This window comes from Rhodanobacter sp. MP1X3 (assembly GCF_014207165.1).
Classification (GTDB): Bacteria; Pseudomonadota; Gammaproteobacteria; order Xanthomonadales; family Rhodanobacteraceae; genus Rhodanobacter.
The window spans coordinates 174947-187723 of sequence record NZ_JACHCO010000008.1; the positions used below are offsets into that span (position 1 = coordinate 174947).

Annotated in this window: 12 protein-coding genes; 8 read left to right on the forward strand and 4 right to left on the reverse strand. The window is 53.6% G+C overall.

The features are described 5' to 3' along the window. Positions 1–401: 401 nt before the first annotated feature. Positions 402–1343, reverse strand: coding sequence for a LysR family transcriptional regulator (locus HDE79_RS18995; RefSeq protein ID WP_184604377.1), 942 nt, complete (start codon positions 1341–1343; stop codon positions 402–404). A 101-nt stretch (positions 1344–1444) separates the two neighbouring features. Here HDE79_RS18995 and HDE79_RS19000 point away from each other — a divergent pair, with 101 nt between their 5' ends. Next, positions 1445–2299, forward strand: coding sequence for an SDR family oxidoreductase (locus HDE79_RS19000; RefSeq protein ID WP_184604379.1), 855 nt, complete (start codon positions 1445–1447; stop codon positions 2297–2299). A gap of 336 nt (positions 2300–2635) precedes the next feature. Then, positions 2636–3052, forward strand: coding sequence for a 4-oxalocrotonate tautomerase (locus HDE79_RS19005; protein ID WP_179476494.1), 417 nt, complete (start codon positions 2636–2638; stop codon positions 3050–3052). 409 nt (positions 3053–3461) lie between these two features. Here the strand turns inward: HDE79_RS19005 and HDE79_RS19010 are convergent, their stop codons facing one another. Further along, positions 3462–3944, reverse strand: a complete 483-nt coding sequence (locus tag HDE79_RS19010; protein WP_184604381.1) for a cupin domain-containing protein — start codon at positions 3942–3944, stop codon at positions 3462–3464. Between the two features lie 570 nt (positions 3945–4514). On the opposite strand from HDE79_RS19010, the gene HDE79_RS19015 reads away from it, so the two are divergent. After that, positions 4515–5813, forward strand: a complete 1299-nt coding sequence (locus HDE79_RS19015) for a hypothetical protein (RefSeq protein WP_221437674.1) — start codon at positions 4515–4517, stop codon at positions 5811–5813. A gap of 218 nt (positions 5814–6031) precedes the next feature. Here HDE79_RS19015 and HDE79_RS19020 read toward each other — a convergent pair whose 3' ends face one another. After that, entirely contained in the window at positions 6032–6814 is a 783-nt protein-coding gene (locus tag HDE79_RS19020; protein ID WP_184604384.1) for an aldolase, read from the reverse strand. Between the two features lie 128 nt (positions 6815–6942). On the opposite strand from HDE79_RS19020, the gene HDE79_RS19025 reads away from it, so the two are divergent. The 5 genes from HDE79_RS19025 (at position 6943) to HDE79_RS19045 (ending at position 11606) form a co-directional block, all read left to right on the forward strand. After that, on the forward strand, positions 6943–7581 hold the full coding sequence (locus HDE79_RS19025) for an isochorismatase family protein (protein WP_184604385.1): 639 nt from the start codon (positions 6943–6945) through the stop codon (positions 7579–7581). A gap of 210 nt (positions 7582–7791) precedes the next feature. Then, entirely contained in the window at positions 7792–8568 is a 777-nt protein-coding gene (locus tag HDE79_RS19030; protein WP_184604387.1) for a 2,3-dihydro-2,3-dihydroxybenzoate dehydrogenase, read from the forward strand. 57 nt (positions 8569–8625) lie between these two features. Beyond that, the gene (locus HDE79_RS19035) at positions 8626–9780 is read left to right on the forward strand and encodes a 3-deoxy-7-phosphoheptulonate synthase (RefSeq protein WP_255483878.1); all 1155 of its coding nucleotides are present in this window, start codon (positions 8626–8628) and stop codon (positions 9778–9780) included. Continuing rightward, positions 9777–11192 carry a chorismate-binding protein gene (locus HDE79_RS19040; RefSeq protein ID WP_184604391.1) on the forward strand — a complete coding sequence of 472 codons (1416 nt, stop codon included), beginning with the start codon at positions 9777–9779 and terminating at the stop codon, positions 11190–11192. The genes HDE79_RS19035 and HDE79_RS19040 overlap by 4 nt, the downstream gene beginning before the upstream one ends. A gap of 12 nt (positions 11193–11204) precedes the next feature. Continuing rightward, entirely contained in the window at positions 11205–11606 is a 402-nt protein-coding gene (locus HDE79_RS19045) for a VOC family protein (protein ID WP_184604393.1), read from the forward strand. An 85-nt stretch (positions 11607–11691) separates the two neighbouring features. Here the strand turns inward: HDE79_RS19045 and HDE79_RS19050 are convergent, their stop codons facing one another. Continuing rightward, entirely contained in the window at positions 11692–12303 is a 612-nt protein-coding gene (locus HDE79_RS19050; RefSeq protein ID WP_184604395.1) for a TetR/AcrR family transcriptional regulator, read from the reverse strand. Between the last annotated feature and the right edge of the window lie 474 nt (positions 12304–12777).

Below are 12777 nucleotides of genomic sequence, written 5' to 3' on the forward strand. Positions count from 1 at the left end.
TAACGCTGGACATGTGCGCGACGTCCGATTCCAGGGGCACAAGTTCGCTAGGGCAAGACGATTAGCCAGTGTTATCGGGGCTAGGGCGGGCTGGATCTTCGATCCTCAATGGAGTGAAACACTGATGTGTCACATTCCTTGCCAGTCAATCTCGTAGCTCGGTCGCGACAGTCTAGCGATGGTCATCAGTCTGTCGTGGTGCGCTGGTTCTTGTCTCTGTCTGGCTGATCGTCGACCTTCATTTAATCGACGCATTCACGCTATTTTGCAAGTCGGTAAGCGTCGCTTGTGCCTTTTCGGTGGTGGCGCTCATGCGGCACTCGTAATCACTCAAATCGAACCGCCAAAAGCCCAGTCCGCGCCGCACGTATTTCAGGACGGGGGCGGACAAGCGCGTCAATTCAGCCACTGATTGCACGGCGACGCCGATCCTGTTGTTTGCCGATATGTTCCCTTGCTGGATGTGATTTAAGGAAATCGACGAACGCGCGAAACGTGGCAGTCGGGAGATGCTGCCGCGGGTAGTACAGGCAGATGCCGGCAAACGGAGGTGTCCAGTCTGCGAGTAGTTGCACGAGTTTGCCTGCCTTGACCAGTGGCTCGGCATCGCGCGCCAAAACGTATGCGATACCTGCGCCCGCCACGGCTGCTTTGAGTGTGAGTTCGGCGGTGCCTAGAATGAGTCGACCACTGACATTCACCCAGCTTTGTTCACCAGCCTTCTGTACTTCCCATCGCATCATGCTTCCGCTAGGTAAACGCGCGCAGATACAGTCGTGCGCCAGCAAGTCAGCGGGCGCCTTCGGTTTACCGTGTTTCTTCAGATAAGCCGGTGCGGCAACGATGATCAGCGCCTCATCGCCACCCAACGGTAACGCGATCATGTCCTGCGGTACCGCCTCGGCCAGTCGTAGGCCGGCATCGAAGCCCTCGGCGACGATGTCGATCAATCGTCCGTCAGCCACCACATCCACTTTCACATCAGGATACTCGTGCATGAAGTCGAGAATGATCGGCAACACCCGGCCAGCCGCCCATGCCGACGAGTTGAGTCGTAGCTGCCCAGTGGGTTTATCGCGAAACTGATTCACGCTATCGATGGCATCAGTCATCTCGCGCAACGCCGGCCGCATGCGCGAAAGAAAAGCTTCGCCTGCTTCGGTAAGGGAAACGTTACGAGTATTTCGTTGAAATAGCCGAATGCCGAGTCGCCGCTCGACGCTGGCAACAATGTGGCTCAGCGAAGATGGGGATACTTCTAGGCTCGCGGCAGCGCTGCGGAAGCTGCGATGGATGGCGACAGCGTTCACTGCCGTGAACTCGTGCAGGCCGAAGGTGTTCACTGTACGGTAATTCTCATCATCTTGTATCACATTGTACGGGTTCTAATATCAACGCGCGGCGCGTAGCCTGAAGTTTGAATCTTATTTTCAGGAGCATGAGCATGACCCGCACCGTACTGATCACTGGTTGTTCCTCTGGCTTTGGCGAGGCGACAGCCCGTGTCTTTGCCGACCGCGGCTGGAATGTGATCGCCACCATGCGCCGGCCTGAGGCCGGCGCCGACCTAGCCAGACTCGAAAGAGTGCTGGTAACGCGCCTGGACGTGCAGGATCAATCCAGCATTTCAGCCGCGATCGAAGAAGGCATCGCGCGTTTCGGCCGCATCGACGTGGTGGTGAACAACGCAGGCTTTGGTATGAATGCCGTGTTCGAAGGTATCCCCCGCGCCAAGGTGCTGGAGCAGTTCGAGGTGAACGTGTTCGGCGCGATGGATGTTGTCCGCGCGATCCTGCCGCATTACCGTGCCAAACGTTCGGGTGTAATCCTCAATGTCAGCTCAGGCGTCGGGGTGTTCGGCTTGCCGATGGCCTCGCTCTACAACGCGTCGAAGTTCGCATTGGAAGGTTTTTCCGAGGCGCTCTCCTACGAATTGGCCGCGGTCAACGTGATGGTAAAGATCGTCGAACCCGGTGCGGCGCCAAGCACCGGATTCCCGTCACGCAGCGGCTCTGAAGCCCAGCACTCGACTACACCGGATGACTACGATGCCTTCCTCGTAGACATGGGCAGGATCTACAGCGGCTTCAGGAACGGTGCCGACGAGGACGCGGTGGAGAAGGTTGCCGCAGGCATTTTTAATGCCGCCACGGATGAATCCGATCAGTTGCGCTACGTACTGACCGATGACATCAAACCCTTCATCACGGCGCGGCGTGAAACATCCGAAGCAGAGTACATGCGTTTTATGCGTGGCTTCTTTGCCCCTAGGTCGGAGCATGCTGCCGAGCTCCCTTAACCGTGTCAGTAGCCAAGATCCTCCCTATTGCCTCCAAAAGGCCTACCCTAAGTAAAATCACACGGTTACTCTCGGGGCGTTTCTCCTTGATGTGAGACGCACCATGTTCGAGATCAGATCATCGCCAGCAGGCTTCGTCGTTTCAACACGACAGAGCAGGAGACGCTTGATAGCAAGGCCGAGACTGTAGAGTTGTGTCGGCCTGCACCTGAATCACGTCCCAGCCGTTAGTTGACTAAATAACGATCGTTATTTATGATGAAATCACGATCGTTATGTATGCGCTCGTGAGGGTCACGCATTGTGTGTGTCCCTAACTACTATCGGGAGACTCCCATGCCGCTCACACTGACCCTCACCGAAGGCGTTCTGCCGAAAGGAACCGAAAAGGCAACGTTTTCCCGTCTCTCTGATTGCATGCTCAAGTGGCATGGACAGTCTGAAAATTTGGATCTGAAGCGCAATATCGTCGGTTCGATCCACGTGGTGCCCAAGGACCATACGTTCTCTGGGTCGATGGAAGGCCCGGTAGTGTTTATCGAATGGAAAGTTCCGGGGTTTGCCTTTGCGACCCGTGAAATCCAGCAGGGCTATATCGAAGAAGCCACCGATATCGTCCATGAGGCGTCCAAGGGTAAACAACCTAAGGATCGTATCTGGGTGAATGTCGTACATGCCGTGGATGGGGCGTGGGGCATTGCTGGTCACGCGTTGACCAATGCACAGCTGACGAGTGGCGCTCCGGCCGCCTAATAAGTTGCAAGCATCTAGCGAAAGGCCCCATGTATGAGGCCTTTCGCTAGTTAGCAAGTTGTTCCAATGCTCAATCCCTAGCTGAGGTGTGAATTTTTGTAGGGCTTCGTCTAATTATTTATCAGCTTTAAAGTCCAGCTAACCGTTGTAAAGCACTTTGGCGGAATGGATAGTAGCTAATACAAATATTCGATGCTAATAAAATACGGATTCGTCTCAGCGATTACACGGTTCCTTAGCCCAACACGACGGAAGTCGGTGTTCCTCCACAGCAGTCAGGGGGCGATGCTCTGGCAATAAGTGCCTGAGCTCCGACTAGCGGCAACACAAGCATCATCTTTTGCTGAGCCCGTGGCAACGCCAGTCACGGGCTTTTGGTTTGCGAAATCAGTTAGCCCGAAATCTTCGGCTAGGGCACTATGGTGTAAGGCTTATCAGCCTGGACGCTGGCCACGATCAGAAACCGTAGCACTTTGTTTTTGTCGGGGTTCATGAAAACAGTGTGCGGCACATCGGCCTGATCCAGGAACGTTTCGCCGGCATGATAGAGCTTGGGTGTTTCGTTGCCGTAACCCGATTCAGCCGTGCCTTCGATGACGTAGTTGAAGCCTGCATCGGTATGGTGATGCGGCGGCGCGATCACCCCCGGTTGAAAGGCGACGAGGATGACTTCCCGTTCCAGATTAGTGCCGAGTATCGGCCGTCGTTCAAGTATTGAGCGAGTGATCGGCTGGACCGCGGCTACTTCCGAAGCATGCGAAAATCTCGCATCAAAGAGTAATGTCACGCATAACATCGCGACGAGCAATAGCGTTTGTGCGGGCAGTCGGCGCGTCTTCAGTCCAGACATATTGCGAGTGAAGAGAGTTTGATGATTATAAGTAGTTCGCATGGATCCTCCTGTGGCTTCCTCTAATGGACTGCAATTTGATACTTTTTTGTGCTTGAAAAACGATGGATACAGTCACGTCCACCTTATTGAAATGTTCCGTAATCTGTTTTTGAATGCCGCAAAATATGCGACAGGTGTAAATATTTCGTATACAAGCCATGTGATGCGTATCACAACATCCATCTGATCTACCAGATGTTGTTTTATTCGATGGCGTGAAGGCATATCCACATTACAGTGATATGGCCAAAAGCTCTCGAATCATCAATTGTCACGATCTAAACGTCGATTTTTTAATCTTGCGCGCCAATCCGATTTTTAATGCACATTTTCTATTGACTAGATGTAAATCGTTATCTATAGTCAAATAACTATCGTTATCTTCTAGAAAGATAACGCAAGTGGGGGCACATTGAAATGAGCGTTATGCGAGACATCAAGTCACGCATGGGCAAGTGTTGCCTAACGTAGACAAGTACGGCCGAAAGCTGAAAGGGGCTGGCCCAGCGAGCTGATGCGTCGCAGCCGCTCTTGCGAAAAACAGACAAACTTTTTCCCACACAGGAGGTGATGTTTATGTTTTCCCGAGTTGCTTCACATGTTGAAGGATTTGTGGCCAGCCCCGGGCGGAAAGCCTTTTCGCTGTTGATAGCCACGGCTTTGCTGGGAGCTTGCATAGTTCCTCAAGCAGGCTATTGCAATGACTCCAATGACCCTTATGCGACCTATTTCATTAGCAGCTTTGGTAGCAACCAAGTCATGTCGTTCAATGAGGATACCGGCAAGTTTCTCGGCGTGATTGCCGCTGTATCCGGACCGGTCGCATCGCAGATCGGCTTTCGCGGCGACCTGTTCCTCTCTGCATCCGGATCGGGGCAGGTGCTGCGTTTTGATGGGTATAGCGGTGCGTATAAAGGTGTGTACATCGACAAGGGCAACGGTGGGCTGATCTCACCTTCGGCCCCGAATTTCGGACCAGATAACAAGGTGTACGTTGGCGACTCGACCTTAAATCAGATATTGCGCTACGACAGCGATGGCAAGTTCATCGATGTCTTCGCCACTCACGATCAAGCGGACGGTGGCCTAACCCAGCCCTTCATGCAAACGTTCGATCAGACATCCATGTATATGGCCAGCGGCGGCACCAACAGCGTCCTGCACTATGACCTGCAGACCAAGAAATTTCTCGGTGCGATCGCACCTCCGAATCCCAGCGATCTGGTTCAACCGATTGGATTGGAGTTCGGTCCCGACGGTAATCTATATGTAGGGAGCGCGGGGACCAACGCAGTACTGCGTTTCAATGGCAAGACCCTGGCCTTCATGGATATATTCGTTCCGCCTGGATACGGCGGCATTGTCGATCCGCACGCGATTCGCTTCGGTGGCCCCAACAGCAATTTGTATGTAGTCAGCACCGGTACTAACCAGGTCATGGAGTACGACCGTGTCACCGGTAAATTCCTGGGCATCATCGCGGACGGAAATCCGGATGGATTGTCGGAGGCTAGGGGACTGACCTTTACGCCGCGTCCGATCTTCAATGTGTTTTCCCACGTGGCGGGGAGCAGTTCACTTAGCGCTATGCACGACTTCAGGCACGTTTTCATCGAGCACCATCTCAAGGACTACAGCGATCCGTCGTCGCATGCCGAATTGATGTCCATTGTTTCTTCGGACAAGAATGTCGACATCAACAAGTCGGTGCGGAACGCGCATATCGGCGAAGCGGATTACAGCTTTGATCTTGATTTCTCGAATAAGAGCGGTACTGAGCAGTACTACACGATTACCTATATCGCTTCTAACAATCACGGTCTTACGACTATCGCTACGACCGAGGTTGATGTTCCTCCCCAACGTTGAGCGCAGCCGCTCGTGATGAGCCGGATGGATATTCCTATTTTGTGGGTTGTTCTTATCCACCGAAGCGGAATGCTCCGATAACTTTAGCTAGGAGGGTTATGCAAGCATCGATCGATGTATTGATGAGTGATCAACGAAAGTAGCTGAAGTTGTGCGTGTGTTTTGCAATGCTTCAGGCCCCGTGGGCGGAGCGCCGCCCACGGGCAGGGGGCTGTGATCTAGGTCAAACAGTCGGCGTGATGGCGCAGGGCAGCGCGGACGTAATAGGCAAAGGTTGCCGCATAGCGTTTCTCAGTGGTCATCCAGGTCCTGGCTTCCAATGCGAGCTCCGGCGCAAGGTGTTTGATTTCTCCTGCGGCCATGGCGAGTAGCTGGGCTTTAGCGGCGCGCTCGATCAGAAGGGCAAGAATGCATGCTTCTTCGATGGTTCTTCCCGCAACCAGGTAACCATGATGGGCAAGCAGTACCGCGTGTTTGTTGTCGAGTGCGAGCGTGATGATTTCACCTTCTTCGTTTCCGACCGGCACACCAGGCCAGGACGACAGGAATGCGCAATCATCGTAAAGCGGGCAGAAATCCATGTGCGACACCACCAGAGGAGTCTCCAACATCGATAGCGCCGAGACGTGTGGGGAATGCGTGTGGACGATGCAGCGTGTATCCGCTCGGTGCCGATAGATCCAGGCATGAAACCGGTTAGCTGGATTTGCCATGCCCCTGCCGTCGATCACTTCGAGGTCTTCGTTGACGTGAACAAGATTCGATTCACGTATCTCATCAAGTCCCAGGCCGAACTGCTGGGTATAGAACGTGCCGTTAGGCACGGCGCGGGCACTGACTTGTCCGGACAGTGACGAGCTGTGGCCGGCATCGAACAGAATGCGACAGGTCAAGGCCAATTTTTGACGCAGGGTCCATGTTTGATCGACAAACACTTGCTCCATCGACGCATGTGCTTTGTCGATAAGTTCGGATTTCTGCAGAGCGATGGTTGATGCCATGGTTTTCGCCAAGGTGACTGGTTAATGATGGATATGCCTTATATCAAAATATGCGGACAAGTTCGTTTATAGGTCAAAAATAATTCAATCTGATTGAAAGAGCGAAATTCAAGAAAACGAGGGCACGGATGGCTATTCCCAAGATCAAGCATTACGAGCTACCTACCGATGTTGCGCTTGCTCGTACGCCACTTCCATGGAAAGTGGACGCAAACAATGCAGCGTTGCTAGTCCATGATATGCAGAATTATTTTCTAAAGCCCTACGAGTCGACCGATTTCGTCAACCGGATCGTGATGAACATCAATGTCATTAGGCAGGCATGCCATCGGCTTGGAATTCCCACTTTCTATACCGCGCAGCCCGGCGGACAAGCCATGGAAAGCAGGGGACTGCTGTTGGATTTCTGGGGTGCTGGGATGCCGAGCGAAGGCGAGGCGCAGGCGATTGTGCGCGGGCTAGCGCCTGTTGAAGGGAAAGATCAGGTGCTGGTAAAGCATCGCTACAGCGCTTTTGCTCGGAGCGATTTACTGGATCGGTTACGGAAACACCAGCGCACCCAGCTCATCATTTGCGGCGTATATGCGCACATCGGTTGCCTGGTTACCGCGACGGATGCATTTATGGCGGATATCAAACCATTCTTCGTTTCGGACGCACTAGGCGATTTTTCGTTGAATCATCATGAGATGGCGTTGCGGCACGTTGCGCATTGCTCGGGACGTGTTTTGTCGTCGGCTGATGTGGTGTTCGAGTTGACTGCATAGCGATCGTTATGTAACATCCTGAAATATCATTTTTTTGATGGCGACGATTATTTGGCACATTTAATGTTCGTATTTAAAACGGACATTGGTTATTTTTGCCGTCATCCCAAGTAATGAACATTGGCTTCGCTGGGAAGTTTTGTGAAAGCTAAACGAATCAGTTGCGGCGAATCGTCGCCCAAAGGTGCGGGATAAAAATAGGGGCGGTCAATGCGACAACGATTCGCAGGGAAAACGATCGCCGTGACCGGCGCTGCGCAGGGTATTGGCGAAGCTGTGACCCGCCAGCTGATTGATGAGGGAGCGTTTGTTTACGCATTGGATATCCATCGAGAGCGACTGACACAGCTATCCATCGAGATGAATAAGGCCGGCCCCGTCATGGAGGCTGTTGCAGTTGATATCTCACAAAGGGATAGCGTCGATGCAGCTGTGGACCATATCGAAAGCAAGCGCCCGATTGATGGCCTAGTCAATGGCGCCGGCGTGCTGTTTACGCGTTCCTTCGAGGCCGTAACGGAAAAGGAATGGGCCGATACATTCAACATCAATGTGCATGGTACGTTTTTCGTATCGCATAGCGTCACCCGCCGGATGATTTTGCGAGGAGGCGGCGTAGTCGTCACCATTGCGTCCAATGCAGCTGCGACACCGCGTATAAACATGTCGGCGTACTGCGCATCGAAAGCTGCCGTCGCGATGCTTACTAAATGCATGGGTCTTGAACTTGGCAAGCACGGTATCCGCTGCAACGTTGTTTCTCCTGGCTCGACCAATACGGCCATGCTGGCAGCGATGGCTGGGCATCCGGATGAGCGGCACCGCAAGCTGATTGACGGCGACCAGAATTTGTATCGAACAGGTATCCCTTTGCGAAAGATTGCAGAACCTGAGGATATCGCCAAGGCTGTCGCGTTTCTGCTTTCCGACGAGGCGAATCACATCACCTTGCATGACCTCGTTGTCGACGGCGGCGCCACCTTCTGATCGATCCGACCTAACACGCGATCCACTCTTTACTCTTCTCCATACGGGCGAAAGGATATGAATAGTCATGAGTCGCAGGAACACGGCCGATGGCTTCCGAACGGGTGGCGTGACAAGGAACCGAAGCATATGCCCTCATACCCGCAGGAGGAGAACCTCGCCACGGTCGTGACGAGCTTGTCGCGCCTGCCGGGCCTAGTGGACGCGGCGGAAGTGCACGCGCTTAAGGTCGAGCTGCGAGCGGCGGCAGAGGGTCAGGTGTTTGTCCTTCAGCTTGGCAATGCCGAGGAGTGTTTCGAGGATGTCGGTTCCGGTCTCGTGCGCGAACAGGTGAAGAACCTTGAATCGGTGCACAAGTATCTGACCATCATGCTCGACATGCCGGTGCTGCCAATCGGTGTGCTTGCCGGCAATTATGCGCGATCTTGCGTGCACCCGACTGAAGTCATCGACGGCATCACGATGACGAGTTACTACGGGGACATGGTGAATGAAGTTTCGCCAGATCCGCGCGGACGCAGCCCGAACGCCAACCGCATGCTGATGGCCTACGAGGCTTCGCTGCACGCATTGAGGGCGATTCGCCACGGTAGATTCAAGCCGTACATCTCACACGAAGGTGCGAACCTGCACTTCGAGGAGGCGCTGGTCCGTCGTGGCAGCATCGCTGATGGATTTTACGCCTCCAGCGCGCATTTGCTGTGGCTCGAGAGCATCAATCTCTTTTCGGGTAGCAGCTATCTGGAATTTCTGCGGGGCGTGCTCAACCCGATAGGGATACGTGTTGGTCCGCAACTTTCGGCAGCACAGCTTCTCGACATCTACATGCAACTCAATCCTACCCGGGAACCGGGCAAGATCGTGCTGGTGACAAGCCTTGGGAGGCAATTGAGCGGGTTGAGACATCTAATACAGGTGCTGCGAGAAGCGGCGGCGCCGGCGGTATGGATGTGCGATCCATGGTGGGCAAATTCGGTGGACCGACATGACGAGACCTGCCCGCTGATAGACGATGTCATCGCGGAGGTCGAACATACTGGGCTGCTGCACGCCGACGAGGGCAGTGTGTTGGCTGGCCTGCGGCTGGAAATTGAACATGCCACGCAAATACAACATGAAAAAGGTGTTGCATCGCGTGCTTCGCGGCTCGATTTCCTCCAGGTACTTCATGTCTGTAGCGATCTGGCGCGTGCGTACAGGGGCATTCAGTGACTACGCTGCAGCACCAAACTTTCAACAATCCACATCCGGACCTGGCGACAGGTGTCGTCGGCGCAGCCATCGCGCAACGGTTTGAGATTCTGTACCCGGGCCTGTCAAACGAATTCCTTGGCTTATTCAGTTATGTATCGCCAGAAGAAACGCTCTCGATCATCGGGGTGGGCAGTGAGTTCCAGGTCGAGACGCACAAGGAGGGCAGCACGCTTCGCATGCGGCTCATGCATCGGGATGTCGTCGAGCGTGAATCTACCTATCGGCTCGACGGCGGCGATTTGCACGAGGAAGTGTTTCGCCATGCGGCGAGCTTTATCGACGAACTGCGTTCCTTTCTCTCAGGGCATCATCGATTGCCGCCTTCAACCGTTCTGCTTGGCGGATGGCGATGCGGCACTCACCCGGAAAACCTGGAGGAGCCGCTGATCTTCACCATACCGCGCATAACGTGCCGGGTGAGTGCCGAAGAGTGTCAATTCAGTTTTTTCGACAGCAAGGAATGTCCGTATCCCGGTGGAGCTATCGTCGACCTCCCGCGCGACATATCGCCCAGTAGCCAGCTTAGGGTGAGTCGTCGCAGGGACATACCCGAGTGCAGGGAGTACATCGATAACCTGGTAGATCTTATAGGCGAGCTCTCGCAGGAAGCGTTAGACAAGGTGGTGATCTGCCGCGAGGTGAGGCTGTTCCACCAATCCGAGCTTTCGCCTGTCGAGCTGTTGCAGATGGCTGCCTCAGGGAAGAAAACTGCTCATTACGAATACGTCTTTCGATGGTCCGGTGGCGATGCATGGGTCGGGGTTTCGCCCGAAATGCTGGTAAAGAAGCAGCGCGAAAAAGTTGTGGTGGAACCGTTGGCGGGTACGCGAAAAGGCTCTAACTTCAAGGACAAGAGCGAGCGCTATCGTAACGAGCTGCTTAGCGATGGTAAGGAAATCGAGGAGCACGAGACCGCGGCACGCATGTTCTACGATAATTTGAGTAGCGTATGCATTCCCGAGTCAATCGAGCAGCTTGAATCGCGAGGCGTCCTCGATCTTGGTTATGTGCAGCATCTCAAAAGCACCATAACTGGTCAGCTTAGACCTGACATCAACGTGTTTCATTTGCTGGCCGCGATTTATCCACCGGCGACGATCTGGGGGAAACCCGTGCTACTGAGTGGAGCGCGCATACGCAGTCACGAACAGATCGAGCGCGGTTTCTTTACCGGTGGCTTTGGCTTTTTCACTTTAGGTGATGACGCCAATTTTGCGCTGGCTATTCGCACAGCGAGAATGACCGGCGATGAAGTGCGCGTTTACGCGGGCAGCGGTATCGTCAAACGCAGCGATCCGTACCGGGAATGGCTTGAGACGTCGAACAAGATGCAGCCGTTCCTAAATAACGAGTTTGCGGTGTATTTGTAAACGGAGGCGGCGATGCAACTTTCAAACTATCTATTTTTTACGGTGCACTGCGAAGAAGCACTGCGGTTCTATACCGAGTGCGGTATGGGCAAGGTCGTCTCCATGGTCCGCCATGGCGAGAACGGCATGCCGGTGCGAACGGAAGCGATGCGCGGAAAAATCATGCATGCCCAATTTAAGGGGCAGGGCGTCAATTTATTTGCCTCGGACAATGACGATGCCGAGCCTATGAGGGGCTCAGCCATGATCTTCATGCTCGAAAATCGGGCGCAAACGGAGCTTCTTTTCAATAGCTTGTCGGAAGGAGGCAATGTCACGACAGCGCTGGCGGTGCAGCCCTGGGGTGACTATTACGGAAAATTCACCGATAAATTTGGCGTGCAGTGGATGCTGAACTGCACAGCGAGGGCTTAGCTTTGGATGCTGGGTTACCCCAGATCAAGTCCGGGTAACCCAGCTTACGCAGGCGCAATACTTAAGGATAAAAGCAGCGAGTCGATTATTTCTTTTTCTTCTTCGCCGCCACTATTTTCTTCTTTGCCGATGTCGGCAGCAATACGCGCAGAGCGCCTTGCGCGATCTTTTCGGCTAGATCCTCGCTGGCAACGGCGCGAGCCAGAGTGACGGCGCCGGTGAGCAAGGCCAGGGCCGCGCAAGCAGCATCTTCGTCTGCAGGTGTCATCGGTGACGAAGGGCCTTCCACGATGGTCTTGGCAATGCGGCGCAGGCCGGCTTCGAATTCCTCGCGCAGCGAGTCGTCTAGTCGGGCGACTTCCGGCGGCAAGCTTTGCAAGGCGCAGCTATCAGAAAGGTCGCAGGTGCGCTTGACGCTCAGGTAGTAGCGCACGAACTCGGGCCACCACGCGGCACCGTGCTCGGCTTGCAGATATTTCACGCCATCGTGCAACTCGGCGATCCCCAAGAGCATCGATTCCCGGAATGCCGCTTTCTTCGAATCGAAGTGTACGTAGAACGCACCGGAGGTCATGCCAGCTTCTTTCGCCAGCCCATCCACGCCGATGCCGCCGTAGCCGCCTCTGCGAAAACCGCGACCTGCGGCGTCCACAATGCGCTGACGCGTCAACTTCTTTTGTTCGTCTCTATAATCCATGGCTTGCAAATCGCTGTAGATTCAGTCGTAGATATTGTTGACAGCATAACTATCGTTATGTAAGATCGGATAACGATAGTTATGTTGCTATGGAAAATTAGTGGATGGCTTCAATGGCCATCGACGGGGATGGATTTGTTGGATTTGCCCATTCATTGTAATGGTGGTGCTTTTATTGCGTTCGAAAAATGGTTGCTGAAGAGCGGTAAGCCTCGTTCTATGCGCCATAGGCTGCATCTTAAGCACTCTGTAGGTGTGCTCTATTTGAAATAGTGAACTGATGCGTTTCATGTAATTCGATCGTAACATCGAGAATTATGTAATGCAATCCAAATCGTTTCTTTTTTTTATTAATCTGTAATGCTTTTTGAGTAGCATATTTATGTAAGTTGCCTAGCTGATCCGGCAGTAACATATTAGTAACCGGTGATGTTTGTGTCGTTTCATATGTAAATCTTAATAATACGGATCATG

Bases quoted from the DNA above. Each gene is read 5' to 3' on its own strand.
- HDE79_RS19000 (WP_184604379.1), top strand. From the start codon at position 1,445: ATGACCCGCACCGTACTGATCACTGGTTGTTCCTCTGGCTTTGGCGAG.
- HDE79_RS19005 (WP_179476494.1), top strand. From the start codon at position 2,636: ATGCCGCTCACACTGACCCTCACCGAAGGCGTTCTGCCGAAAGGAACC.
- HDE79_RS19010 (WP_184604381.1), bottom strand. From the start codon at position 3,944: ATGCGAACTACTTATAATCATCAAACTCTCTTCACTCGCAATATGTCT.
- HDE79_RS19015 (WP_221437674.1), top strand. From the start codon at position 4,515: ATGTTTATGTTTTCCCGAGTTGCTTCACATGTTGAAGGATTTGTGGCC.
- HDE79_RS19020 (WP_184604384.1), bottom strand. From the start codon at position 6,814: ATGGCATCAACCATCGCTCTGCAGAAATCCGAACTTATCGACAAAGCA.
- HDE79_RS19025 (WP_184604385.1), top strand. From the start codon at position 6,943: ATGGCTATTCCCAAGATCAAGCATTACGAGCTACCTACCGATGTTGCG.
- HDE79_RS19030 (WP_184604387.1), top strand. From the start codon at position 7,792: ATGCGACAACGATTCGCAGGGAAAACGATCGCCGTGACCGGCGCTGCG.
- HDE79_RS19035 (WP_255483878.1), top strand. From the start codon at position 8,626: ATGAATAGTCATGAGTCGCAGGAACACGGCCGATGGCTTCCGAACGGG.
- HDE79_RS19045 (WP_184604393.1), top strand. From the start codon at position 11,205: ATGCAACTTTCAAACTATCTATTTTTTACGGTGCACTGCGAAGAAGCA.
- HDE79_RS19050 (WP_184604395.1), bottom strand. From the start codon at position 12,303: ATGGATTATAGAGACGAACAAAAGAAGTTGACGCGTCAGCGCATTGTG.